Source organism: Microbacterium sp. C23T, assembly GCF_053345975.1.
Window position 1 is genome coordinate 22379 of sequence record NZ_JBKFBD010000009.1, and the last position, 24222, is coordinate 46600.

General features: G+C 71.0%; 20 protein-coding genes. 8 read left to right on the plus strand and 12 right to left on the minus strand.

What is annotated here, in order from left to right:
* Complete coding sequence (locus ACLBXX_RS06775; RefSeq protein WP_447657401.1) at positions 1–465, plus strand: hypothetical protein; 465 nt, start codon at positions 1–3, stop codon at positions 463–465.
* A 15-nt stretch (positions 466–480) separates the two neighbouring features.
* On the opposite strand, the gene ACLBXX_RS06780 is transcribed toward ACLBXX_RS06775, so the two are convergent.
* A complete protein-coding gene (locus tag ACLBXX_RS06780) occupies positions 481–1299 on the minus strand; it encodes an ABC transporter permease (RefSeq protein ID WP_447657402.1) in 819 nt (272 codons plus the stop codon).
* The gene (locus tag ACLBXX_RS06785) at positions 1296–3149 is read right to left on the minus strand and encodes an ATP-binding cassette domain-containing protein (RefSeq protein ID WP_447657403.1); all 1854 of its coding nucleotides are present in this window, start codon (positions 3147–3149) and stop codon (positions 1296–1298) included. The genes ACLBXX_RS06780 and ACLBXX_RS06785 overlap by 4 nt, the downstream gene beginning before the upstream one ends.
* 149 nt (positions 3150–3298) lie before the next feature.
* On the opposite strand from ACLBXX_RS06785, the gene ACLBXX_RS06790 reads away from it, so the two are divergent.
* From ACLBXX_RS06790 to ACLBXX_RS06805, 4 genes are all read left to right on the plus strand, one after another.
* Positions 3299–4372 carry an enoyl-CoA hydratase/isomerase family protein gene (locus tag ACLBXX_RS06790; protein WP_447657404.1) on the plus strand — a complete coding sequence of 358 codons (1074 nt, stop codon included), beginning with the start codon at positions 3299–3301 and terminating at the stop codon, positions 4370–4372.
* A gap of 27 nt (positions 4373–4399) precedes the next feature.
* Positions 4400–5254, plus strand: a complete 855-nt coding sequence (locus ACLBXX_RS06795) for an LssY C-terminal domain-containing protein (protein WP_447657405.1) — start codon at positions 4400–4402, stop codon at positions 5252–5254.
* On the plus strand, positions 5251–5790 hold the full coding sequence (locus ACLBXX_RS06800; protein ID WP_447657406.1) for a hypothetical protein: 540 nt from the start codon (positions 5251–5253) through the stop codon (positions 5788–5790). The genes ACLBXX_RS06795 and ACLBXX_RS06800 overlap by 4 nt, the downstream gene beginning before the upstream one ends.
* A 67-nt stretch (positions 5791–5857) precedes the next feature.
* Entirely contained in the window at positions 5858–6784 is a 927-nt protein-coding gene (locus ACLBXX_RS06805) for a J domain-containing protein (protein WP_447657407.1), read from the plus strand.
* A 9-nt stretch (positions 6785–6793) separates the two neighbouring features.
* On the opposite strand, the gene ACLBXX_RS06810 is transcribed toward ACLBXX_RS06805, so the two are convergent.
* From ACLBXX_RS06810 to ACLBXX_RS06840, 7 genes are all read right to left on the minus strand, one after another.
* Positions 6794–7882: a mandelate racemase/muconate lactonizing enzyme family protein gene (locus ACLBXX_RS06810; protein ID WP_447657408.1), complete on the minus strand. Its 1089-nt coding sequence runs from the start codon at positions 7880–7882 to the stop codon at positions 6794–6796.
* A gap of 38 nt (positions 7883–7920) precedes the next feature.
* Positions 7921–9087 (minus strand): ROK family protein, encoded by a 1167-nt coding sequence (locus tag ACLBXX_RS06815; protein WP_447657409.1) that lies wholly within the window; start codon positions 9085–9087, stop codon positions 7921–7923.
* 70 nt (positions 9088–9157) lie between these two features.
* Positions 9158–10504, minus strand: a complete 1347-nt coding sequence (locus tag ACLBXX_RS06820; protein ID WP_447657410.1) for an ABC transporter substrate-binding protein — start codon at positions 10502–10504, stop codon at positions 9158–9160.
* Positions 10501–11514 (minus strand): acetylxylan esterase, encoded by a 1014-nt coding sequence (locus ACLBXX_RS06825; RefSeq protein ID WP_447657411.1) that lies wholly within the window; start codon positions 11512–11514, stop codon positions 10501–10503. Before ACLBXX_RS06825 ends, ACLBXX_RS06820 begins: the two co-directional genes overlap by 4 nt.
* Positions 11504–13918, minus strand: coding sequence for a glycosyl hydrolase family 95 catalytic domain-containing protein (locus ACLBXX_RS06830; RefSeq protein WP_447657412.1), 2415 nt, complete (start codon positions 13916–13918; stop codon positions 11504–11506). The genes ACLBXX_RS06825 and ACLBXX_RS06830 overlap by 11 nt, the downstream gene beginning before the upstream one ends.
* Before the next feature lie 5 nt (positions 13919–13923).
* Positions 13924–14811 carry a carbohydrate ABC transporter permease gene (locus ACLBXX_RS06835; protein ID WP_447657413.1) on the minus strand — a complete coding sequence of 296 codons (888 nt, stop codon included), beginning with the start codon at positions 14809–14811 and terminating at the stop codon, positions 13924–13926.
* Positions 14811–15779, minus strand: coding sequence for a carbohydrate ABC transporter permease (locus ACLBXX_RS06840; RefSeq protein WP_447657414.1), 969 nt, complete (start codon positions 15777–15779; stop codon positions 14811–14813). The genes ACLBXX_RS06835 and ACLBXX_RS06840 overlap by 1 nt, the downstream gene beginning before the upstream one ends.
* A 147-nt stretch (positions 15780–15926) precedes the next feature.
* Here ACLBXX_RS06840 and ACLBXX_RS06845 point away from each other — a divergent pair, with 147 nt between their 5' ends.
* On the plus strand, positions 15927–18113 hold the full coding sequence (locus ACLBXX_RS06845) for an alpha-galactosidase (RefSeq protein ID WP_447657415.1): 2187 nt from the start codon (positions 15927–15929) through the stop codon (positions 18111–18113).
* A gap of 79 nt (positions 18114–18192) precedes the next feature.
* Positions 18193–20652 (plus strand): X2-like carbohydrate binding domain-containing protein, encoded by a 2460-nt coding sequence (locus tag ACLBXX_RS06850; protein ID WP_447657416.1) that lies wholly within the window; start codon positions 18193–18195, stop codon positions 20650–20652.
* 59 nt (positions 20653–20711) lie between these two features.
* Here ACLBXX_RS06850 and ACLBXX_RS06855 read toward each other — a convergent pair whose 3' ends face one another.
* On the minus strand, positions 20712–21389 hold the full coding sequence (locus tag ACLBXX_RS06855) for a FadR/GntR family transcriptional regulator (RefSeq protein WP_375870577.1): 678 nt from the start codon (positions 21387–21389) through the stop codon (positions 20712–20714).
* A 75-nt stretch (positions 21390–21464) separates the two neighbouring features.
* Here ACLBXX_RS06855 and ACLBXX_RS06860 point away from each other — a divergent pair, with 75 nt between their 5' ends.
* On the plus strand, positions 21465–22313 hold the full coding sequence (locus tag ACLBXX_RS06860; protein ID WP_447657417.1) for an amidohydrolase family protein: 849 nt from the start codon (positions 21465–21467) through the stop codon (positions 22311–22313).
* A gap of 191 nt (positions 22314–22504) precedes the next feature.
* Here the strand turns inward: ACLBXX_RS06860 and ACLBXX_RS06865 are convergent, their stop codons facing one another.
* Entirely contained in the window at positions 22505–23266 is a 762-nt protein-coding gene (locus ACLBXX_RS06865) for an SDR family NAD(P)-dependent oxidoreductase (protein WP_447657418.1), read from the minus strand.
* On the minus strand, positions 23263–24123 hold the full coding sequence (locus ACLBXX_RS06870) for a fumarylacetoacetate hydrolase family protein (protein ID WP_447657419.1): 861 nt from the start codon (positions 24121–24123) through the stop codon (positions 23263–23265). The genes ACLBXX_RS06865 and ACLBXX_RS06870 overlap by 4 nt, the downstream gene beginning before the upstream one ends.
* Positions 24124–24222 lie beyond the last annotated feature (99 nt).

The following is a 24222-nucleotide window of genomic DNA, read 5'->3' on the forward strand; positions in this document are numbered from 1 at the left end:
ATGGTGACGCTGCTGCTCGACTCGACGCAGCTCGAGGTCGTGCTGTCGGTGTCCGAGCGCGCCCTGTCATTCCGCAAGGGGAATGTCGTCATCGAGCGGTCGACCATCACCAAGGTGCAGCTCACCGACGACGCCTGGACGTGGCTGCGCGGCATCCCGAGCCCCGGAACCCACGTGCGCGGAATCATCGCCGCCGGCACCTGGCGCTCCGCGGGCGGCGACGACTTCGCGATCATCCGCCGCCACAGGCCCAGTGTCGTGATCGACCTCGAGGACCACCCCGAGTTCCAGCGGGTCATCCTGACCACGCGCCACGGCCTCGCGCTCGTGCAGGCCCTGCGGGTCGAGGTCGCGGCCGAGCCGACCGACGTCGTCGACATCGCGGCCGAGACGGGCACGATCCCGGTCGTCGCCGAGCGCAAGCCGCGGGGGCGCAAGACGCCGGCGCCGGCTCCCGCCGTCTGACCTTTCGGGGACCGGTCAGCTGACGTCGCGCCGCCAGCTCACCAGGTGGCCGAGCACGACGAACACGATCGCGTAGCCGAGCAGCACGAGGCCGCCCACCCACCACTCGAGCGGGTCGGCCGAGCCCTGCGGGATCGTCGCCGCATAGACGCTCGCGCCGACCAGCGCATCGCTCGCCGCTCCCGGCAGGAAGCGCGTGACGTCCGACAGCCCCTCGACGAACGCGGCGGCGGTGCGCCCGATCGGCTCGATGAACTGGGTGAACACGAGGACGCCGACGATCGCGCCCACCTGATTGCGCACGAGGGCGCCGACGCCCACGCCGATGAGCGTCCAGAGGACGTAGGCGAGCAACATCCGTCCCAGCATCGCCCAGGTGTCGGGCGAGGTGATGTCGGTCTCGAGACCGAAGCCCGCGAGGAACGCCGCGGACGTGCCGACCGCCGCGACGATGCCGATCAGGCCGAGCACGACGCCGATGAGCACGCCGACGGCGAGCTTGGCGACGAGCACGCGGCCGCGGCGCGGCGTCGCGAGGAACGTGGGGGTGAGGGTCTTGTGGCGGAACTCCGCCGTCACCATCAGGGTGCCCACGAGCAGCGGGAAGACGTAGCCGACGGTGGTCGCGGTGCTGTAGAGGGTCGCCGCGAGGCCCTCTTCGGGAATCGGCGGCGCGTTGCCGGGGAGCGACCCGGTCGCGGCGGCCGCGTAGACGAAGCCGAGGGCCGCCGCGGTGAACGCGACGTACGCGAACAGGACGATCGCGAGGATCCACCAGATGCTCGTGGAGAACAGCTTCGTGCCCTCGGCGCGAGTCGCGGCGGTGAGGCTCATCGGTCGCCCCCTTCCTCGTCGGCCGGTGCGGTGACGGCGTCGGTCGCCGGGTCGCTTTCGGAGGAGATGGATGCCTCGGCGCCCGGCCCGGGCTCGGATTCGGCGGTCTCCGCGGGCGGGGTGTGGCCGACGGCGTCCTCGAAGGCCTCCGCCTCGGGCGGCACCCAGGCCTCGGGCTCGGGCTCGGGCACGGCGGCGGGCTCCGACTCTCGCGCGGCGGCGGTGTGGTCGAAGGCGGCGAAGAACGCGTCTGCCTCGATGTCGGAGTCGGTCTTGACGTAGTGCTCCCACGGGCGGTCGTCGTCGGCGTCCGGCGGCTCGGGCGTCGAGAGCTCGTCGTCGATCTCGCCGATGGCCTCGACGTCGGGATCCGCGTCCTCGGGTGCCCACGGGTCGGCAGGCTCCGAGGCCGGCTCCGGCTCCGGCTCCGGCTCCGGCTGCGGCTCGGTGTCCGATGCGGGGCCGGGCTGCGGCTCGGCTTCGGGCGCCGGCACCGCCTCAGGCTCGGCCGACAGTTCCTCGTCGATCTGGCCGATGGCCTCCACGTCGGAGTCGGCGTCCTCCGGGGCCGCGGACGGCACGATGTCGATCACGCCGGTGCTCGCGACCGCGTAGGCGACCGGCGCCGGTGCGACGGGCGCCCCGGGCTCGCTGTCCGCGCCGGGCTCGGCGCGTTTCGTCTCGCTCGTTCCTCGCTCGCTCAACGACCGGGGGTGGTCGGCGGGGGCTTCGGGTGCTTCGGGCTCGCTGTCTTCGCGGGGCTCGTCGCGCTCGGAGACCCAGGCGGCGCCGGCCGCGGCGGCGAGGGCTGTCGCAGCCCCGGGTGCGCCCGTGGCTTCAGCGTCGAGCGCGGCTGCGGTGAGCGCCGACTCGGGGGCCTCGTCGGATTCGAACTCTGTCTCCGCCACCGGCGCCGGGGGCGCAGCATCCACGCCTCCGGCCGCGCTCGGATGCACGCGCGTGCCGTTGACGAGATCGAGGAAGACCTCCTCGAGCGCGGGGCCGCGGCGGTGCAGCGCCGAGAGCGCGACGCCGCCGGCGGCAGCAGCCGCGCCGACCGCGGTCGGGTCGACGCCGCGCACGGTGAGCCCGGACCGCAGCACCTCGAAGGGCACGCCGGCGGCCTTCAGCGCGGCGCCGAGCGCCGCCCGGTCGGGAGCGTCGACGACGGTGGCGAACTCGCGCGGGTCCGTCAGCTCGTCGACGGCGCCCTGGAACACGAGGCGTCCGCGCGAGATGATCAGCAGCGCGTCGACGGTCTGCTGCACCTCGGCGAGCAGGTGCGACGAGACGAGCACGGTCCGGCCTTCGCTTGCGAGCTGGCGGAGGAAGCCGCGCATCCAGCGGATGCCCTCGGGGTCGAGTCCGTTCGCCGGCTCGTCGAGCACCAGCACGCCCGGGTCGCCGAGCAGCGCGTACGCGAGGCCGAGGCGCTGGCGCATTCCCAGCGAGTATCCGCCGACCTTGCGGCCGGCAGCATCCGTCAGCCCCACGAGGTCCAGCACCTCCCCGACCCGCGCCTTCGCGATGCCGGCGGCCTGCGCGTAGATCGTGAGGTGCGCGGTGGCGCTGCGGCCGGGATGGAAGCTGGATGCCTCGAGCACCGCGCCGACGGTCTGCAGTGGCCTGTCGAGCTCGGCGTAGCGCTTGCCGCCGATCGTGGCGTGGCCGTCCGTCGCCGTGACGAGCCCGAGGAGGATCCGCAGTGTCGTGGTCTTGCCTGCGCCGTTCGGGCCGAGGAATCCGGTGACCATTCCGGGTTCGACCCGAGCTGTGAGGCCTGCGACCGCCGTGACGGCGCCGAAGCGCTTGGTGACACCTGAGAACTCCAGCGACTGGCCGTCGGGCATGCCGAACCCTCTCGTTGGTCGTGGGCGACAACCCGCGGGGCAATGTACGGGGCCGCTCCATTGCGGACTCACAGCAGAACTCCGTCCCATCCTGGCGGAAATCCGGTCTCAGCGTGGGAGAAGTTCGCCCTGCCGGTAACGTTGCGCTCGTGACCGACCTCGCCGAAGCAGCCGCGGAGCCCACCGTCCTCGTGAGCACGAGCGGAGGGCTCGGGCGCCTCACCCTCAACCGGCCCCGGGCGATCAACGCGCTCAACCTGGGGATGGTCGAGCAGCTGCACGCGGCCCTCGACGCATGGGAGCACGACACCGAGGTCGACGTGGTGCTGCTCGACGGCGCCGGCGAGCGCGGGCTGTGCGCCGGCGGCGATGTGCGCGGCCTCGCCGAGCAGGTCACGAGCGGCCGCGCCGACGACGCGGCGGTGTTCTTCCGCGCCGAGTATGCGATCAACGCGCGCATCGCCGAATACCCGAAGCCGTTCGTCGCCTTCGCCGACGGCATCACGATGGGCGGCGGCATCGGCGTCGCCGGTCACGCCGCGATCCGCATCGTGACCGAGCGCTCGCAGCTGGCCATGCCCGAGACCCGCATCGGCTTCACCCCCGACGTCGGCGGCACCTGGCTGCTCGCCCACGCGCCGGGCCGTCTGGGCGAGTACCTCGGGCTGACGGGGGCGGTGATGGATGCCTCGGACGCCATCTACGCCGGATTCGCCGACCACTACGTGCCCCACGAGAACCTCGACGCGGTCCGCGATGCCCTCGAGACGCGGGCCGATCCCTCCAGCCCGACCGAGCTCGTCCTGCTGTTCGACGAGACACCCGCGCCCTCGAAGCTCATCTCCGCGCGGGAGTGGATCGACGACGCGTTCGCGGCCGACACGGTGGCCGGGATCGTCGAGAGGCTGCGGGCGCGCCCCGAGCCCGCGGCATCCGCCACCGCCGATCTGCTGGGCGAACTGTCGCCGACCGGTCTCGCCGTGACGCTGGCGGCGATCCGGCGCGCGCGGGAGCTGCCGGGGCTCAGGCACGCGCTCGACCAGGAGTACGGGCTGGTGATGTGGTTCGCGACGACCCAGCCCGACCTGTCGGAGGGCATCAGGGCGCAGGTGATCGACAAGGACCGCACGCCGAAGTGGCAGCCGGCGACCCTCGCCGACCTGCCGGACGATGTCGCCGAGACCGCCCTGGGCCACCGGCCCGACGTTCCGCTCTGGGACTGACGCGGGCGTCGGCGGCGAGGAGGGATCGTGAGCACCCGGCGGCGGAGGAGCTACTCGATCGGCGTCGCGATCGACTGGTTCTTCTTCGTCTTCGCGGGGCTCGCGGCCCTCTGGCTCGCGTATCTCAGCCTCACCGAGACGTTCCACGTCGGGTGGTGGGGCATCCCGTTCTTCCTCGCGTTCTGGGTGCTGCTCGCGTATCTGGTGCTGCCGCGGCTACACCGCATCCTCACCACGATCTACGTGCCGGACTACTTCATCGGCCGCACCCGGACCAGTGACGGACTCCTCGGCGACCCCGTGAACCTCGCGTTCCACGGCACCGGTGACCAGATCCGCGCATCGCTCGAGGCCGCCGGCTGGACCGAGGCCGACCCGGTGACCCTCGGCTCGTCGTGGCGCATCATCACGTCGACGCTCACGCGTCGCAGCTACGACGAGGCGCCGGTGAGCCCGCTCTTCCTCTTCGGACGCCAGCAGGACTTCGCCTACCAGCAGGAGGTCGACGGGAACCCCGCCCAGCGCCACCACGTGCGGTTCTGGCGCTGCCCCGACGACTGGCTGCTGCCCGGCGGGCGCCGCGTCGACTGGCTCGCCGCCGGCACCTTCGACACCAGCGTCGGGCTGTCGCTGTTCACGCTGCAGGTCACTCACCGCATCGACGCCGACACCGACGTCGAGCGCGACCACATCGTCCAGACGGTGACGGACGCCGATTCCCGCGTCACCGTGGACGTCATCCCCGACTTCGCCACCGGCTATCACGCCCGCAACGGCGGCGGCGACAGCATCCGCACCGACGGGGACCTCCCCATCGTGGACGTGCGCGCGGTCGAGCCGAGCGTGGAGAGCGCGGGAAGCGCGGGGGAGGTGCCGGCATGACCGCCGAGCTGCCCGCGCCGCACAAGCGGCCCGCGTACGAACCCGCCAAGCGACTGCTCAAGCCGCCGCGCTTCGACCCGGAGATGAAGCGTCCGATCTCGACGGTGGCCGGCGTTCTGCTCATCGTGCTGCGGGTGCTCGCCGGCGTCGTGGTGCTCGTCAGCATCGCAACCGGATGGGACGCGATCCTCTCCGATCCCGACTCCGTGCTCGAGGGCTTCGACCCGACGCCGGAAGGGAAGCAGGCCGCGCTGTGGCTCGTGATCGGCACCGGGGCGACCGTGCTCCTCATCGACCTCGCGCTCGCGTTCTTCGTCTTCCGCGGCTACAACTGGGCGCGCGTGTTCGTCATGTTCATCGCCGTGCTGTCGATCAGCACGTCGTTCACCGCGTGGTGCGCGCAGGGGCAGGAGATCGAGATCCAAGGGACGTTCCTGTCGCTGAGCATCGACATCCTGCTGCTGCTCGCCCTGTCGAGCCGCAGCGCCGCCGCGTATGCGCGCCGCAACGAGCGGCGCCCGGATACCCCGGCGTGACGTAACCTGAGTCCCGCCGCAGGCAGCGGCGCGCAGCATCCGCCATCGCAGTCCCGGGGGAGGGCACGTGTTCGACAGTCCGCTCTCGGCGTCGGCGTACGAGGTGCTCGCGGTCGCCCCCGAGGTCGACGAGGAGACCCTCCGCAAGGCCTATCGACTGCGGCTTCGGCAGACGCACCCCGACACCGGCGGCGACGCGGCGGTGTTCATCCAGGTGCAGCGGGCGTGGGAGCTCGTCGGCACACCGGAGGCCCGCGCGGCCTACGACCGCGGGCACGGCTTCGGCGAAGCGGTGGCTCCGGAGTGGTCGGGCTGGCGACCGCCCGCGGCGCGCACCGACACGCGGCCGCGCGCCCGCTCCTACGGGCATCCCGGCGGCTGGCGCCGCGAGCGCTACCTCACGCTGATCCGCGAGTGGGCCGGCCGCGGCGTCACGCTCGAGGACCCGTACGACCCGGCGCTCGTCCGCTCGGCCCCGGTGGCGCTGCGCCGCCTCCTGGCCGACGCGCTCGCCGAGGAGGCGACGGCCCGCATCGTGGCCGACCTCGGCATGGGGTACACCGTGTGGCACGACGTGGCCGCGGCCGGGCGCGGGACCGAACCCGACGCGAAGATCGACCACATCGTGCTCGGGCCGAGCGGCCTGTACGGCGTGCTGTCGGAGGACTTCGGCGGCCCGGTGCGCATCCGCCGCGGCGAGTTCGTCGGCGACGGCGTCCCCGGCGCCCCGCTCGCCGAGTTGCTCTCGCACATGCGGGTGATCTCGCGCGCCGCCGGCGTGCGGTTCAGCGGCGCGATCGTCGTCCTCCCCGACGAGGACGTCCTCACCCCGATCGACGAGATCGGCCGCGTGCGCGGCGTGCGCGTCGCGGTCGTCTCGCGCAGCGCCCTGGCCACGGTGCTGCGTCGCGGCATCACGGGCGCCCGCGACGTCGGCGGCAACGAGGTGTTCGACTACCGCACGCGCCTGCAGCAGACCGTGCGCTTCGCGTAGAGTCCGGGCTCAAGCGACGCGCAGGTCCTCGAGTGCATCGTCGTCCCACCAGATGCCGATGCCCGGCTCGTCGGACGCGACGGTGCGGCCGTCTACGACCTTCAGGTCGGCCGTCGTCACGGCCCGCAGTTGGGGGATGTACTCCACGATCCGCCCGTTGGGCACCGCGGCGACGAGGCTCACGTGCAGCTCCATGAGGAAGTGCGGGGCCACCGGCACGTTGAACGCCTCGGCGAGGTGCGCGATCTTCAGCCAGGGCGTGATGCCGCCCACGCGGGCGACGTCCGGCTGGACGATGGTCGCAGCATCCCGGATGAGGTACTCCTTGAACTGCGCGACCGAGTAGAGGGACTCGCCGATCGCGATCGGGATGCTCGTCGACTCGACGAGCCGCGCGTGCGCCGACACGTCGTCGGCGGGGAGCGGTTCCTCGAGCCATGAGATGCCCGACGGTTCGATGGCGCGACCGAGCGCCCGGGCGTCCGCGAGCGTGAGCCCCTGGTTCGCGTCGACCATGAGCGGATAGCCCGGCCCGACGGCGTCGCGCACGGCGGCGAGGCGCTCGATGTCGCGGCGGGCGTCGGGCGAGCCGACCTTGAGCTTCGAGCCGTGCCAGCCCCCGTCGCGCGCGGCAAGGGTGTTGGCGACGAGCGTGTCGGTGTCGATGTGCAGCCAGCCGCCCTCGGTGTCGTAGAGCGGCACCTCCGGCCGGGCACCGCCCGCGGCGCGCCACAGCGGCTCGCCGTCGCGTCGGCAGCGGGCATCCCACACCGCGGTGTCGATCGCGGCGAGGGCGAGCGACGTGATAGCGCCGACCGTAGTGGCGCGGGTCTGGGTGAATGCGTGCCGCCACACCGCCTCGGGGCGACGGACGTCCTGGCCGATCACCGCGGGCAGGAGGTGGTCGCGCAGCATCGACAGCACCGCACGGCCGCCGGTGCCGATCGTGTACGAGTAGCCGCGGCCCGGCGTGCCGTCGGCGGCTTCGAGGTCGACGACGATCGTCTCCTGCTTGACGAAGGACTGCACCGCGTCGGTGCGCACGGTCTCGACCGGGATGTCGACGAGCATGGCGCGGGCGTACGTGATGACGGACATGACCCCTCCGGGGGATGGATGGATGCCGAGGCGCGGCGTCAGCGGACGAGCGACTGGATCGCGGCCGCGGCGGCGCCGCGGGCCCAGTCCTGGAAGGTGTGTGGGCGCGTGACGATGGGGCAACGTGCCGCGGCGCCGAACGCGTGGGCGTCGAACGCGCTCCGCAGCGTCTGATCGAAAAGGTCAAAATTCGACACGCCCTCGCCGCCGATGATGACGAGCTCGGGCCCGGTGAGGTTCACGAGGGTGGCGATGGCGGTGCCGATGATGCGCGCCGCCTCGCGGAACGCGGCTTCGGCCGCCGGGTCGCCGGCGTGGGCGAGGCGGACGGCTTCGTCGATGCCCACGTCGCGGCCGTGCGCCGCCGACACGGCCGCCTCGATGGCAGAGGTCGCCGCCACCGCCTCGACGCAGCCGTGGCGTCCGCAAGAGCACACATGTTCGGGCGCGGCGAGCGGCAGATGCCCGATCTCGCCTGAGACGCCGTAGGCGCCGGAGACGACCTGGCCGTTGAGGTGCAGGCCGCTGCCGATGCCGCGTCCGATGGTGACGATGGCGAATGACGCCGTCCCGAGCCCAACGCCGAACCAGTGCTCGCCGACGGTGAGGGCGTGCACGTCGTTCTCGAGCGTTACGGGCCATGCGAGCCGCGCCTGGAGCGTTGCGCCGAACGGCACGTCGGTCCAGCCCATGATCGCCGACGCGCGCACGACCCCGGTCGACGTGTCGACGTCACCCGAGACGGCCACGCCGACGCCCGCGATCGCCGCGGACTTGTCACCCAGCTGCAGCTCAAGCGCCGCGACGACGTCGACGACGCAGTCAGCGACGGTCTCCGGATCGTGGGTGGCGAGGGCACGCTGTTCGCTCCCGAGGACGGTGGTGGCGAGGTCGGTCGCCACGGCGATGACCTCGTCGGGGTTGACCTTGATACCGATCATCACCATCGCGTCGGGCACGATCGAGACCGGCGCCGCGGGACGCCCCGGGAGGCCGTCGCGCTGGGTGACGGGGGGAGCATCGACGAGGCCGGCGGCGACGAGCGGCGAGACCGCCTTGGTCACGGCCGCCTGCGAGAGTCCGGTGTGCCGCGCGATGTCGATGCGGCTGATCGGGCTGCGCGTCAGGATCGTCGCGAACACCCTCGAGCTCGCATCGGACGCCGAGCGGATGAGCGTCGTGCGGGCGGCGGTGTCGTGGTCCATGGATTCCTCGGGTCTTGTCGATACGGTAGCGAATCGTGGGCGGGACGCCGTGCGTCCCGCCCACGACACGTCACTCGGCCAGGATGTCCTGCGTCTTGGTCTGCATCTCCGGGAACACGTCGTCGTCGCGCTCACCCGTGAAGTAGGCCTCGAACATCGGCTGGATGGTGTCGGCCAGCTCCTGGCCGTTCACCGTCGGCGGCGCCGGGTAGAGCTCGCCCTCGTCGAGCGCGGTCAGGAACGACGACATGTCGACGCCCTTCTCGGCCTGCGCTTCGACCGATGCCTGCAGCGCCTCCGAGATCGAGGGGAGCAGGTAGCCGTCGGCGCCGGCGATCGTCTGGCACTCCACCGTGCCCATGTAGCTGACCCACTTCCACGTCTCGTCGACATGCTTGGTGCCGGTGAAGATGTTGTTCGCGTTCGAGTTGCTGATCATCATGCGGCCCTCGGGGCCGTCGACGGTGGGTGCGACGCCGACCTTGATGCCGGGGATGTTGGACACCGGGCCGATGTCCCACGTGCCGCCCTGGATCATGGCGACTGAGCCCGAGCCCAGCTGCTCGGCGCCCGAAACGCTGAACTGGCCGAACGTCGGCATGAGACCGCGATCGCCAAGCGTGCGGATGTAGTCGAGGGTCTTCACGAAGTCCTGGTCGCCGTAGGGGATCTCGGTCGGCCACGCGGTGTCATCGCCACCGAGGCGCCACCCCAGCGTCGAGACGAACGGGTTCCACGACGTCTGGCCGTTGAAGTCCGCAGATGCCAGGCTGCCGATGCCGTAGGTCTTCACGTTCTTCGGGTCGAAGCCGGCCTCGTCACCGCGCACGCCGTTGGCGTCGACGGTGAGGCGCGCAATGACGTCGTCGAACGTGCCTCCGTCTTCGGGGTTCCACGTCATGTTCTTGATGTCGTCGGCGGTGAGTCCCGCCTCGGTGACCAGATCCTCGTTGAAGTACACCGCCGAGCCCGCCCAGTCCAGCGGGATGCCGTAGCGCTTGCCGTCGGTGAACACCCACGAGTCGAGCCCGATGTCGTGGACCGACAAGTCGTAGCCCGACTTCTCGATGAGGTCGTCCAGCGCCATGATCTGGCCCTGGCCGGCGTACTCGCCCAGCAGCGGCACGCTGTTCTGGAACGCGTCCGGGGCGGTGCCCGAGACGAAACCGGTCGTGAGCTTCGTGAAGTAGTCGTCGACCGCGTACTGCGAGATCTTCACCGTGATGTCCGGGTTCTCCTCCTCGAAACCCGGGATGCACTTGCGGTACGACGCGGCCTGCGTGTCGCTCCACGTCCACCAGTTCACGGTGGTCTTTCCGTCCGCGTCGCCGCCTGCGCCGGCCGACGAGCACGCGGTCAGTCCCGCGACCGCGATGGACGCGATGGCCAGGGCCGCGAGGGTGCGCTGCTGTCTCATGATTCCTCACTCAGGTGTGGGGCGCCGACGGCGCCCGTGGGGTGTGTTGCGGTGGGTCGGGAGCCGGACGCGAGATGCGCCGCGGCGAAGTCGAGGGCGTTTTCCTCGTCGAGGTCGCCGCCGGCCTCGTGGCCGTTGTAGGGCCACAGCACGATCTGCTTCTCGCCGCCGTAGGCGGTGAAGGCCGGGAGGACGGATGCGGGCGGCGTGATGCCGTCCATGAGCCCAGTGCTCAGAAGGGCCGGCGCGGTCGCGCGCTTGGCGTGGTTGACGCCGTCGAAGTAGCGGAGGGTGTCGAGTGCCCTCGCGGTGTCGAGGCGTCGGTCGGAGAAGTACTGCGTGAGCAGGGAGTATGGGAACTCGGTGCTGAGTTCGGCGGCGCGATTCAGTTCGCTCAGGAACGGGGCCTGGATGATCGCGACAGCGAGGTCGGGAACGAGCCCGGCGATCGCGAGCGAGATGCCGCCGCCTTGGCTTGCGCCCACTGTGCCGACGCGACGCGCATCGACCATTTCGAGCGACCGCAGTGCCTCCACGGCGCGGACGGCGTCGGCGAACACGCGGCGGTAGTAGTACTCGTGCGGGGAGCGGAGCCCGCGGGTGAGGAATCCTCCTGCCGACGGCCCGCCGTCGGGTGCGTCGTCGTCGGTTTCGCCGTGTCCTTGGCCGCGCGCGTCGACGGCGAGGTGTGCGTACCCGGCGGCGGCCCAGCGCAGGTCGCGCAGCGCATGGCCGCGGCCGTTGCCGTACCCGAAGAACTGCACGAGCCCGGGGAGGGCCCGGCTCACGCCCCGGGGGACGCGGAGCCAGGCGTGGACGCGCGTGCCGCCGAACCCGCGGAACGTCACGTCGAACACGTCGAGGACGGCCAGGCGGGTCGGGCGCGGTTCGATGGTCACGTCCAAGGGGTGGTGCCGGGTCTCGGCGAGCGTCTCGGCCCAGAAGGAGTCGAAGTCGGCGGGCTCGGTCTGCGTGGTCGGCATGTCGACCATGACGGTCTCACCGCGCATGGCGTCCTCCGATCGCGAGCGAGGCGGCATCCGTGAATTCCTCCGCGGTCAGTTCGACCGACGAGTCGCCGCGGAGTCGCACATCGACCCGGGCGCCGCCGTACTCGACGACCACGACGCGGTCGATCCCGAGCGCATCGCGCAGGCGCGCCCGGGTGAGGACGCCCTCCTGCCACGCGAGATCGATGACGAGACCGGTGCGAGCACCGATGCCCTGCACCTCTCCGACGGTCCACGACGACGGCAGTGCCGGCAGCAGTCGCACGATCCCGCCGTGGCTCTGCACGAGCAGCTCGGCGATCCCGGCGGAGAAGCCGAGGTTGCCGTCGATCTGGAACGGTGGGTGCGTGCTGAAGAGGTTGGGCAGGAGGCCGCCCCACTCCGAGCCGTCGACCGGGCCGTGCCGGGTGACGTCGCCGTCGAACGGTGTCAGCGCCTCGTCGAGCAGCGCCGCGGCGGCGTCACCGTCGCGGGTGCGCGCGCGCAGGGCGATCTTCCACGCCCACGACCAGCCCATCGCGCCGGAGCCTCGCGCGTCGAGCAGCCGCACGCCGGCGCCGAACAGCGCCGGCTCCCGCTCGGGGGTCAGCGTGTCGAGCGGGTACATGCCGATGAGGGGCGAGAGGTGACGGTGCAGTGGCTCGACCTCGACGACGTCGGCGGACCACTCCCGCAGGCGGCCGTCGGCGCCGACGCTCAGCGGCTCCAGCGCCGCCAGCGCACTGTCGATCTCTGCGGCGAGCGGGTCGTCGTCGATGCCCAGCGCCGTGATCGTGGTCCGCGCGCGCTCGAACAACCCTTGGATGAGGGACAGGTCGGAGGCGGCGGTCAGGCCGATCGCGGTTGCCGCGCCGTCCGGCCCGATGAACGAGTTCTCGGGGGACGTCGATGGCGAGGTGCGGAGCGTCCCGTCGGGTCCGGCGACGAGCCAGTCGAGGCAGAACTCGACGGCACCGCGCATGACCGGCCAGATGCGGGAGCGCAGCAGCTCGAGATCGCCGCCGACCTCGTAGGCGTCCCACAGGTTGTGGGTGAGCCACACGCCGCCCATCATCCAGATCGCCCAGCTCGGCGCGCCGTGCCCCATGCCGACCGGCAGGCTCCATCCCCACAGGTCGGTGTTGTGGTGTGCCACCCAGCCGCGGGCACCGTAGAGCTGGCGCGCGGTGTCGGTGCCGGTGCGCGCGACGCGCTCGACCAGCGCCAACAGCGGCTCCATGGGGTCGTCGAGCCCGAGGACGGGGGCCGCCCAGTAATTCATCTGGGTGTTGATGTTGATCGTGTAGTTCGACGACCACGCTGGTCGCAGCCGGTCGTTCCAGATGCCCTGCAGGTTCGCGGCCGGACCGCCCGCGCGTGACGACGAGGTGAGCAGATACGCGCCGTACTCGGCCGCGATGGTCGCCTTGAGCAACGGATCGTCGCCGTGCAGCACGTCACGATCGACGTCCCACGTGCCTTCCCGGCGACCGCCGATCGCGAACCGCGCCCGAGTGATGCGCCGCCGGTCGGCGACGTGCTCGGCGAGAAGCTCGGCGGACGCGCGGTGTGCCGCGGCCTCCGCCCGCCCTCGTGCGCGGTCCCGGATCGCCTCGCGGGAGGCGGTCCGCCACTCCTCGTCCGCGCCGGCCCACCAAAACTCGGCGCGGGACGATGTGGAGAGGGCGATCAGCAGCCGGCGAGCCTCGCGGACGGTCACGCCGGTGGGCATGGCCTCCACGAAACCGTCGGTGTCCAGTGCGACCGCGACGGCCGCGAAGGCGTCGAAGTCGGAGTCGTCGTCGGCGTACCGCAGTGGCGGTTCCACCATGGACTCGTGCAGTGGTGCGCCGTCGATCGGTATCTCGACGTCGAGCGTGAGCCCGTGGGCGGCGACGGTGTGCAGCGGGGTCGAGAGGGAGATGGATGCCGTGAAGCCTGCGTCCGACGTGAGCTCGACGACGAGCGCCTGGGCCGGGGCGGAGACCCATGACCGTCGGCGCACGGTGCCGCCGGGCACGCGGAGGGTCTCGGTCAGCACGGCTTCGTCCAGGTCGAGCACGCGGGCGGGCGCCGCGGGCGCAGCATCCGTGATCTCCACCGCCAGATCGGCGAGCGGCAGGAACTCCTGCGAGTAGCGGCCCTCGAACGACATCAGGAGGTCCTCCGCGCTGCGCACGTCGCCGGCGTCGAGGGCGGCGCGCACCGCGGCGAGGCGCTCGGGACCCGCGCCTGCCGCGACCACGTCGCGCAGCGCGTGCGAGGGGCCGTCGGGAGTGCCCGACCACACCGTGGCATCGTTGAGCGCGTAGCGTGCGGACGCGCCGCCGAAGGCCATCGCGCCGATGCGGCCGTTACCGAGCGGGGCCGCCTCCTCCCACCGGGCGGCGGGTGAATCCCACGAGAGCTGCAGGGTACGGGTCATGGCGGTCACTTGAGCCCCGTGAATCCGATGGAGTTGACGATGCGCTTGCCGAAGACCATGAAGAGCACGAGCATCGGCGCCGCGGCCACCAGCGTGGCGGCCATCAGGCCTGCCCAGTCGGGCTGCGACTGCGGCGACGCCTGCTTGAAGACGGCGAGGGCCAGCGTCAACGGCTGCACCGATTCGTCGGAGGTCACCAGCAGCGGCCAGAAGTAGTCGTTCCACATGCCGATGAAGCCGAGGATCGACAGCGTCACGATCGGCCCGCTCGTCATCGGGAGGGTGATGCCGAACAGGATGCGTACCCGGCCGGCGCCGTCGATGAGCGCGGCCTCCTCGGTCTCGGTCGACAGGCCGAGCATGAACTGGCGGAGGAAGAAGATGTTGAACGCCGAGAACAGCGCGTACGGCAGGATCATGCCGGCGAACGTGTTGAGGAGGCCGAGCTCCTTCACCAGCACGAAGTTCGGCAGCAGTGTGAGGATGCCGGGTACCATGAGCGCCGCGAGGAACAGCGAGAAGACGAGCTCGCGGCCCTTCCACTGGAGGCGCGCGAACGCGTACGCGGCGATCGTCGAGAAGAAGACGATGAGGCCCGTGGACAGCGTCGCGTAGACCACCGAGTTGAAGATGTACCGGCCGAGCTCGATCGAGGCGCCCGAGCCGCCCTCGGCCAGCGCCTCCTCAGGGGTGGCGAGGCCGAGCACCCGGCGGAAGGGTCCCCACGTGAAGTCGACCGGAAGGATCGACGACGGGTTCGCCAGAAGCGCGTAGTTGTCGGACAGAGCGGTGCGCAGGATCCAGTAGAAGGGGAAGATCGTGATGAGGAGGATCGCGATCAGGTAGACCCATGCGAGGATCCGTCCGACGCTGAGCCGAGGCTTGGTGCGCATCAGTTGGTGTCCGATTCGTTAGCGCGCAGCAGGCGCATCTGGATGAAGGTGATCGCGATGAGGATCGCGAACAGCGCGAGCGACATCGCCGACGCGTAGCCGAAGTCGAACTGCCCGAAGGCTTTGCTGTAGATGTACATCTGCAGCACGTTCGACGCGTTGGCCGGTCCGCCCTTGGTGGTGACCGCGATGATGTCGAAGACCTGGAACGCCCCGATGACGTTCAACACGACGACGAGTGCCAGGATCGGGCGCAGGAGCGGCAGCGTCAGCCGGAAGAACATCTGCGTCTCGCTCGCGCCATCGATCCGGCCGGCCTCGTAGACGCTCGCGGGGATCGTCTGCAGGCCCGCGAAGATGATGATCGACGTGTAGCCCATGTTCTTCCACACGTGGATCAGCGCGATCGACGGGATCGCAAGCGCCCGGGAGCTCAGGAACTGCTGCCCCTCGCCACCCAGCGCCTCGATCGCGATGTTGATGATGCCGAGCTGTGTGTCGAGCATCCACGACCAGACCGTGGCCGCCACGACCGACGAGATGAGGAACGGCAGGATGATGAGTCCTCGGATGACCGTCGACGAGGTGAGGCGGTGGAGCACCGCCGCGGTGAGCACCGAAACCGCCACCGTGAGGGTCACTGCGACCAGGACGAAGTAGATCGTCACCCATAGCGCGTTCCAGAAGACGTCGTCGCCGAGAAGCTCGATGAAGTTGTCGAGGCCGACCCACTCGGGTGGGCTGAGCACGCGGAAGTTCGTGAAGCTCAGGTAGATGCCGCGCAGCGTCGGGTACACCGCGAACACCAGGAATCCGATCATCGCGGGGGCGATGAGGATCCATGCCAGCCGCGCGTCGCCGCGGTGGGAGGGCGCGGTCGCGTTCGCGTTGCGGCGTTCGCGGCGTCCTCGCTTGGCGCTCCAGGCGGGCTCTGGAGCGGCCTGTGTCTCGGCTTCTAAGAGCGTCATCGATCTTCCTGTCTCATCCGACGACGGCGTCGTGGGAAAGGTTCGGGATCCACCGACCCGGATTCGGAAACCTCGGATCTTTGGTTGCGACGCCAGAGTAAACATGATTAATTACCGATGTCAAGAAACCCGATGAAGGAGTTGCGGATGATCAACGGCGAGGGCAGAGTCCACACGCTGCGGGCAGCGGGCGTGTCGCTCGTCGTCGATCTGGGGGGTGTCGTGCCCCGCGTCCTGCACTGGGGTGCCGACCTCGGACAGGTCGATGCCGACCTCGCCGCGGCGCTGCGCAAGACCTCCATCCCGGCCGTGCTCAACAACTCCCCGGACGTCCCGCGGGCGTTCTCGTCTTGGCCGACCGAGCAGGACGGTTGGGCGGGAACGCCCGCACAGGCCGGCAGTCGCGCGGGTACCGCCGCCACGCCCCGGCCGCACCTCGTCGGCAGTGAGGTCGAGCAGTCCGCGGACGGCGGAGGTCGGATCTCCATCGACCTCGGCGATGGGATCGCCGCCACGTCCGCCCACCTCGAGTACCGGATGGATGCCGCCGGCGTGGTGTCGGTGGACATGTCGGTCGAAAACCCGTCGGACGCCGCATCCGTTTACGTCGTCGATGGGCTGCGCGCGCTGATGCCCGTGCCGGAGCGAGCGGGCGAGCTGCTGGATTTCACCGGCAAGTGGTGCCGGGAGCGCTCGCCGCAGCGCCTGCCGTTCGCGTTCGGCACCCATGCGCGCCGCGCTCGCCGTGGGAAGCCGGGCCACGACTCGCCCTTCCTGCTGGCCGCGGGAACGCCCGCGTTCGGCTTCTCGCACGGCGAGCTGTGGGGCGTGCACCTGGCGTGGAGCGGCGACGGCGAGTACCTCGCTGAGCGACTGCCAGAGGGTGCCGGCGCGCTGTCACGGGTGCTCGGAGCGGGGGAGCTGCTCCGCTCGGGCGAGGTCATGCTGCAGTCGGGGGAGCGCTACGACGCGCCGACGGTGCTCTTCACGTGGTCGGACCGCGGCCTCGACGGCCTCGCCGCGCGGCTCCACCGACGCCTCCGCTCCCGCGCGCACCACCCCGACGGGCCGCGGCCGCTCGTGCTCAACACGTGGGAGGCCGTGTACTTCGACCACGACCTCGATCGGCTGATCGAGATCGCGGACCGCGCGGCCGAGGTCGGCGTCGAGCGCATCGTGCTCGACGACGGCTGGTTCCATGGGCGGCGCGACGCCAACGCGGGTCTCGGCGACTGGCTCGTCGACGAGGACGTCTGGCCCGACGGGCTCGGGCCGTTCGTCGACGCGGTGCGCGAGCGGGGCATGGAATTCGGGCTGTGGTTCGAGCCGGAGATGATCAGTCCCGATTCCGACCTTGCCCGCGAACACCCCGACTGGGTGCTCGCTCCCCGGGAAGGCGCAGGCCCCACCGCCCGCAACCAGCAGGTGCTCGACCTCGCGAATCCCGAGGCCTACGACCTCGTGCTCGAGCGCGTCAGCGCGCTCGTCGCCGCGCACGACATCGACTACCTCAAGTGGGACCACAACCGCGATCTCGTCGAGCCGGTCGCGGGCCGCGACGGCGGCGACCGCCCGCTCGTGCACGACCAGACGCTCGCGCTGTACCGCATGCTCGACGAACTGCGGGCGCGGCACCCCCGCCTCGAGATCGAGACGTGCTCGGGCGGCGGCGGCCGCGTCGACCTCGGCATCCTCGAGCGCACCGACCGCGTGTGGGCGTCGGACTGCAACGATCCCGTCGAGCGCGCCCGCATCGAACGGTGGACGCGGCTCCTGGTGCCGCCGGAGCTGATCGGGTCGCACCTCGGCGCCCGACGCTCGCACACGACGTCACGCGAAACCGACCTGTCGTTCCGGCTCGCGATCGCCCTCACGGCGCACGCCGGCATCGAGACCGATCTCACCTCCGCGACGCCCGACGACCTCCGCACGATCACGGCGTGGTCGGCGCTCTACCGCGAGCTCCGCGGTCTCATCCACACCGGCGACATCGTCAACGCCGACCTCGCCGACGACGCGGCGATGCTCACCGGCATCGTGGCGCCGGACGGCGGCCGGGCGCTCTACACGTGGGCGCGCCTGGCTAGCTCCCCGGACGGACAGAGCGGCCGGGTGCGCTTCCCAGGTCTCGACGCCGGGGCGCGGTACCGCGTGCGCGTCCGACCCGAACTCGGCGCCGCGAGCCGGCACGCGGTGTCGGACCCAGCGTGGATGTGCGCGGCCGTCGACGGCGGCGCGGAGCTGCCCGGCGCGGTGCTCGCCGTGGCAGGCGTTCCGCTCCCGACGCTCAACCCGCAGCAGGCGCTGCTCTTCGACGTCGAGCGGCTTCCGTGAGCCGCTGACAGCACTGCTTCTGGGGAACCGCGCGATGGGGCGCGGGGTTCACCGACGAACCCACCGCAGAGAGGAAAACATGGACACCCAGAACCGCCACGCCCACGGGCCGAGGTGGCTTGCGGCGCTCGCCGCCGGCGCGCTGACCTTCGGGCTCGGCGCGACGTCGGCGTACGCGGCACCACCGGCGGAGGCATCCGTCTCCGTCGTGTCGGCCGCGCCCGCCGCCCCAACCGCGGCCGATGACGAACTCGGCGCCCGCCCCTACATGGGCTGGAGCAGCTACAGCATGCAGGTGTACTCGGGCAACGGGAAGTGGATCACCGCCGACCAGATCATCGCCCAGTCCGACGCGATGCACGAGAAGCTGCAGCCCGCCGGCTACGACTACATCAACATCGACGCCGGCTGGAATGACGGCGTCGACGAGTATGGCCGGCCGAAGCCGAGCACGACGCTCTACCCCGACGGGCTCCAGGCTGTCATCGACCACATCCACGGCAACGGGCAGAAGGTCGGCCTGTACCTCATCCCCGGGATCTCGCCGCAGGTGTACGAGGCGGACCTGCCGATCTTCGGTGCGCCCGAGTGCTCGACGGGCGACATCGTGAAGCGGCCGATCCAGCAGGCGGACTACTGGGATATCGGCTACCGCATCGACTTCTCCAACCCGTGCGCCCAGGCCTACATCGACTCGATCGCCGACGTGCTCGGGGAGTGGGGCATCGACTTCCTGAAGTTCGACAGCGTCACCCCCGGCTCGGGCATCGGCGACCTGTCGCTCGACGCCCGCGACGACGTGGCCGCGTGGTCCCGGGCGCTGAAGCCGCACGGCATCTGGTTCGAATTGTCGTGGGCGCTCGACATCCGCTACGCCGACTACTGGGCCGAGCACGCTCAGGGCTGGCGCGTCGATTGGGACGTCGAATGCTACTGCGGCACCGAGGCCCTCACCACGTGGGAGAACATCGCGCGCTTGTTCCCGCGCGCGGCCGACTGGTGGCGCTACGCCGGCCCTGAGCGGGGCTGGAACGACTTCGACTCGCTCAACGTCGGCAACGGCGCGATGGACGGGCTGACCCGCGACGAACGCCGCACCGCGACCACACTGTGGGCGGTCTCGGCCGCGCCGATGTACACCGGCAATGACCTGACGCAACTCGACGACTACGGCATCTCGCTGCTGACGAACCCCGAGGTCATCGCGGTGAATCAGGCCGGCCGGCCCGCGCACCCCGTGTCGACGACGACCAAGCGGCAGACCTGGTACTCGATGAACCCGGACGGCTCGGCGACGGTCGCGCTGTTCAACCTCGGGCGCACCGACGCCGACATGAAGGTGTCGTTCGCCGACCTCGGGCTCAAGGGCTCAGCCAAGGTGCGCGACCTGTGGGCGCAGAAGAACCTGGGCTCGTTCGACGGTGAGTTCACCGCCGAGGACGTGCCCGTGCACGGCACCCGGCTCTTCACCGTCGCGCCTGCCAAGGGCGGCACCGTCACGCTGAACGACGATGACGCGCGGCTGTCGTACGGCGGTGCCTGGTCGCGCAACGCGGGCAAGGAGACCGTCGCCGCGTCGCAGCCCCTCACCGTCTCGGTGTTCGATTCGTCGAAGGGCGGCACCGCGCCCGAGACCGGCTCCTCAAACGTGGTGGCCGTCAACGACGCGGATCCCGCGATCGCCTACAGCGGCAACTGGGGCTACAGCAACGGCCGTGGTCTCGGCGACCACCAGGACGACGTGCACTACGCGGAGGCGAACGGCGCCGCGTTCCAGTACACGTTCACGGGCACCGGTATCGATTGGGTGACGGAGACGCATGAGTCGCAGGGCGAGGCGGAGATCTACCTCGACGGCGTGCTCGTCGACACGGTCGACACGCACCTCGACCCCGCCGAGGGGCGTGGTGTGCAGCAGGTCGTCTACAGCGTCCGCAACCTCGCCGACGGCGGTCACACGCTGCGCGTCGTCAAGAAGTCGGGGCAGTTCATGCTCCTCGACCGGCTCGACGTCGTACAGGCGAGCCTCATCGACGTCGACGGGGTCGCCTTCGACCGCGCCGGCGCCGCCGATGTGACCGTGCACGTGCTGCGGGATCCGGGTGAGCTCGCCGGCGTGTACCGCGACGGCGCCGCGCTGAAGAACGGGACGGACTACTCCGTCGACGGACGCGCCGTCACCCTGCGCGCGGCCTACCTGTCGACGCTTCCAGATGGGGACACGGCGCTGCAGTTCCGGTTCCGCGGAGATCTGCGCGACGACGTCCGCTGGACCGCAGACGACGGCGCGGCCGTCGAGCTCGCGTTCCGCGGCACGGCAGTCACGGTGACTGGGCCGATCGGCCCCGACCAGGGCAAGGTCGAGGTCTACCTCGACGGCACGCTCGTCGACACGGTCGACCTTCAGGGCGCAGCGCGGCTGACGCAGCGCGAGTGGTTCGCCAAGAGCGGCCTCAAGAAGGGCGATCACACGCTCCGCCTGGTAAAGGCCGGCGGCGACGTGCTGCGCGTCGACGCCTTGTCGTACGTCACGGGCTGACGGACGCTCGGGTGGCGGGGCCGCAGGCCTCGTCACCCGAGCCGCGCCGCCGTCCGGGCTCAGGCGTCGCGGGCCTGGCGCAGCCAGCGCTCGATGCCCGAGATGTGCACCTGGGCCACCGAGGTGGCGAGCTCGATGTCGTGGTCGGCGATCGCGTCGAGGATCGCGCGGTGCTCGGCGAGCGTGCGCTCGACCGCGCCCGCCTGGGTGAGCCCTCGCCACACGCGGGCACGCACGGTCTGGCTGGTGAGGCTCTCGAGCAGGCTCGCCAGGTAGTCGTTGCCCGCGAGCCGCGCGATCGCGCTGTGGAAGCGCACGTCGTGCTCGACCAGGGTCTCGATGTCGGTGTCGGTCGCGACACCGCGGATCTCGGCATCCAATCCCGCCACGTCGTCGTCGTCCGCACGCTGGGCCGCGAGCCCCGTCGCGTGGGACTCGAGGACGCGACGAACCGCGAAGATCTCGAGCAGCGAGTCGTCGTCGTGCAGGTCGACGACGAACGAGATCGCCTCGAGCAGCAGCTTCGGCTCGAGGCTCGTGACGTACGTGCCGTCGCCGCGCCGCACGTCGAGCACGCGGATGACCTCGAGCGCCTTGACGGCCTCGCGCATCGAGTTGCGCGAGAGGCCCAGGCGCTCGGCGAGGTCCTTCTCGGGAGGCAGGCGCGATCCCGGCGCCAGCTCGCCGCGGACGATCATGTCTTTGATCTTCTCGATCGCTTCGTCGGTGACGGCCACGGGCCCATCCTAGACATCCGATGTCAGGAACGAATGGATGCTGTGACCACCGCGCGTCGACGGCATGATGGTGGCATGCGAGTCGTGGACGGACACCTGCATCTCTGGGACCGGCAGGTCCTGACCTACGAGTGGCTCGAAGGGCCTCTGCTCCGATCTTTCGGACCCGACGAGCTCGACGTCGCGCTGCAGGATGCTCCCGAGGCGGACTGCGGGTTCGTGTTCGTGCAGGCGGAGTGCGCTCCGGAGCAGTCGATCGCCGAGGTCGACTGGGTCGCCTCGCTGACGGACCGCGTGCCGGTGCGGGGCATCGTGGCGCGCGCGCCCCTCGAGGATCCCGGCGCCACCGAAGAGCATCTCGCAGCGTTCGCGGAGCGTCCGCTCGTGGTCGGGGTGCGGCGGCTGCTGCAGTCCGAGCCGGACGGATTCGGGCTGCGGCCCGGGTTCCTCCGCGGCGCGCAGGCCGTGGCATCCGCCGGGCTCACCTTCGATGCCGGCGTGCGCTGGACGCAACTGCCCGATCTGGTGGCCTTCGCCGACGCGCTGCCCGACCTCGCCATCGTGCTCGACCACCTCGGCAAGCCCGAGGTGGGGTCGCCGGACGACGCCGACCCCGCCGACGGCACGCCGTGGGCGGAGTCGCTGCGCGACCTGGCCCGGCGCCCGAACGTGGTGTGCAAGCTGTCGGGCCTGCCGGCGGAGTCGTCCGGCGAGTGGACCGAGGCCCAGATGCGGCCGTTCCTCGACGTGGCGCTCGATGCCTTCGGCCCTGACCGCCTGCTGTTCGGCAGCGACTGGCCGGTATCGGGTCCGTACGGGCGCTGGCTCGACACGGTGACGTCGTGGCTGGAGGACCGCGTCGGCGAGCGCCACCGGAAGGCTGTGCTCGCCGAGAACGCGGAGCGCGTCTACCGGCTCGGGTAGCAGCATCCATCGTTCCCCGTCTTCACCGACGCGGGTGCGAGGCCTCCCGCGCCGCCCGCCCCCTCGATCAACAGGTCAACCGGGCTTCTGCAGGAGCTTCGGCCACGAATCGGTCCTGCGGAAGCCCGGTCGACCTGTTGGACGGCTGCAGGGGTGGGGGAGACGCCCCGACGCCCCGGAGCGGGATCGCTTCAGGAGCCGGCCGGGCGGAGGCGGAGGGGCGACATGCCGCCGTCCACCTCGATGTAGGTGCCGGTCGTCGAGCCCGACGACGGGCTCACCAGGTATAGCACGGCGCCGGCGACCTCGGCGGCCGACACCAGACGGCCGTGGGGTTGGCGGGCCTCCAGCGCGGCGCGCTCGGCGGCGGGGTCGGGAGCGCTCGCGAGCAGACGGCCGATCCACGGGGTGTCGGCGGTGCCGGGATTGACGGCGTTGACGCGGATGCCCTCGCGCAGGTGGTCGGCGGCCATCGCGCGGGTGAGCGAGAGCACGGCACCCTTCGAGGCGCTGTACAGCGCGCGCTGCGGCAGGCCCGCGGTCGCCGCGATCGAGGACGTGTTGCAGATCGCGGCGGACGGCGAGGTCCGAAGCCAAGGCAGCGCCGCCGCCGTGACGCGCGCGATGCCGGTGACGTTGATGGAGAGCACGCGCGCCCATTCGGCGTCGTCGTTCGCGGCGATGTCGCCCTGCGCGCCGATCCCCGCATTGTTGACGAGGATGTCGATGCGCCCGAACCGCTCCCCGACCTCGGCGATCGCCCGGTCGACCGCGGCGCGGTCCGACACGTCCGCGGCGAACGCGGCGAACCGCGGGTCTGCGCCGGACGGATCGAGGTCGAGCACCGCGACCTCGGCGCCCTCGTCAGCGAGTGCGGTCGCGATCGCGGCGCCGATGCCCGATGCGCCTCCGGTGACGATGGCGACGAGCCCGTCCAGCTGCCGGCCGCTCATCGTGCCGCCTCCCATGCCACGAACTCCTGGCGCTGCGCACCGAGACCGTCGATCTCGATGTCGACGACGTCGCCGGCCCTCAGATACGGGAACTTGCCGCCGAACGCCACACCCTGCGGCGTGCCGGTGAGGATCAGGTCGCCGGGCTCGAGGGTGACGAACTGCGAGAGGTGGTGCACGATGGCCCGCACGTCGAAGATCATGTCGCTGGTGTTCGAGTCCTGGCGGGGCTCACCGTTGACGAAGCTCCTCAGACCGAGGTTCTGGGCGTCGACCTCGTCGGCCGTGACCAGCCACGGGCCCGTCGGGTTGAAGCCGTGCGCGATCTTGCCCTTCGACCACTGCCCGCCCGAGATCTCCATCTGGAAGGTGCGCTCCGAGACGTCGTTGGCGACGACGTAGCCGGCGATGTGCGCGTCGGCCTCGTCGGGGCTGTCGAGGTACGCGGTGCGGCGGCCGATCACGACGCCGAGCTCGACCTCCCAGTCGGTCTTCTCGCTGCCGCGGGGGATCGTCACGGCGTCGTTCGGTCCGACGACGGTGTTCGGCGTCTTGAGGAAGATGATCGGCACGGTCGGCGGCTCCGCACCGGACTCGCGCGCGTGCGCGGCATAGTTCTGGCCGATGCAGATGACCGCGCTCGGACGCGCGATCGGGGCGCCGATGCGCAGATCGGCGGCGCCCTCGAGCTCTGGGAGGAGCCCTTTGGTGATCGCGGCGGAGGTGCGGCCGACGGGGTCCTCGGCGAGGAATCGCCCGTCGACATCGGATGTGAGCGGACGCAGATCGAGGTGACGGTCGCCGTCGATGACGACGGGGATCTCGCTGCCGGACTCGCCGAGGCGCGCGAACTTCATGGTTCTCCTGGATTTCTCGATGCGGGGCGGCGTCGGTGCCGCCGCGGCCCGCGGACGTGATTGACAGTATAGACATCCGATGTTTACACTTCGAGCGGT

Bases quoted from the DNA above. Each gene is read 5' to 3' on its own strand.
- ACLBXX_RS06775 (WP_447657401.1), top strand. From the start codon at position 1: ATGGTGACGCTGCTGCTCGACTCGACGCAGCTCGAGGTCGTGCTGTCG.
- ACLBXX_RS06780 (WP_447657402.1), bottom strand. From the start codon at position 1,299: ATGAGCCTCACCGCCGCGACTCGCGCCGAGGGCACGAAGCTGTTCTCC.
- ACLBXX_RS06785 (WP_447657403.1), bottom strand. From the start codon at position 3,149: ATGCCCGACGGCCAGTCGCTGGAGTTCTCAGGTGTCACCAAGCGCTTC.
- ACLBXX_RS06800 (WP_447657406.1), top strand. From the start codon at position 5,251: ATGACCGCCGAGCTGCCCGCGCCGCACAAGCGGCCCGCGTACGAACCC.
- ACLBXX_RS06810 (WP_447657408.1), bottom strand. From the start codon at position 7,882: ATGTCCGTCATCACGTACGCCCGCGCCATGCTCGTCGACATCCCGGTC.
- ACLBXX_RS06815 (WP_447657409.1), bottom strand. From the start codon at position 9,087: ATGGACCACGACACCGCCGCCCGCACGACGCTCATCCGCTCGGCGTCC.
- ACLBXX_RS06820 (WP_447657410.1), bottom strand. From the start codon at position 10,504: ATGAGACAGCAGCGCACCCTCGCGGCCCTGGCCATCGCGTCCATCGCG.
- ACLBXX_RS06825 (WP_447657411.1), bottom strand. From the start codon at position 11,514: ATGCGCGGTGAGACCGTCATGGTCGACATGCCGACCACGCAGACCGAG.
- ACLBXX_RS06830 (WP_447657412.1), bottom strand. From the start codon at position 13,918: ATGACCCGTACCCTGCAGCTCTCGTGGGATTCACCCGCCGCCCGGTGG.
- ACLBXX_RS06835 (WP_447657413.1), bottom strand. From the start codon at position 14,811: ATGCGCACCAAGCCTCGGCTCAGCGTCGGACGGATCCTCGCATGGGTC.
- ACLBXX_RS06840 (WP_447657414.1), bottom strand. From the start codon at position 15,779: ATGACGCTCTTAGAAGCCGAGACACAGGCCGCTCCAGAGCCCGCCTGG.
- ACLBXX_RS06845 (WP_447657415.1), top strand. From the start codon at position 15,927: ATGATCAACGGCGAGGGCAGAGTCCACACGCTGCGGGCAGCGGGCGTG.
- ACLBXX_RS06850 (WP_447657416.1), top strand. From the start codon at position 18,193: ATGGACACCCAGAACCGCCACGCCCACGGGCCGAGGTGGCTTGCGGCG.
- ACLBXX_RS06860 (WP_447657417.1), top strand. From the start codon at position 21,465: ATGCGAGTCGTGGACGGACACCTGCATCTCTGGGACCGGCAGGTCCTG.
- ACLBXX_RS06865 (WP_447657418.1), bottom strand. From the start codon at position 23,266: ATGAGCGGCCGGCAGCTGGACGGGCTCGTCGCCATCGTCACCGGAGGC.
- ACLBXX_RS06870 (WP_447657419.1), bottom strand. From the start codon at position 24,123: ATGAAGTTCGCGCGCCTCGGCGAGTCCGGCAGCGAGATCCCCGTCGTC.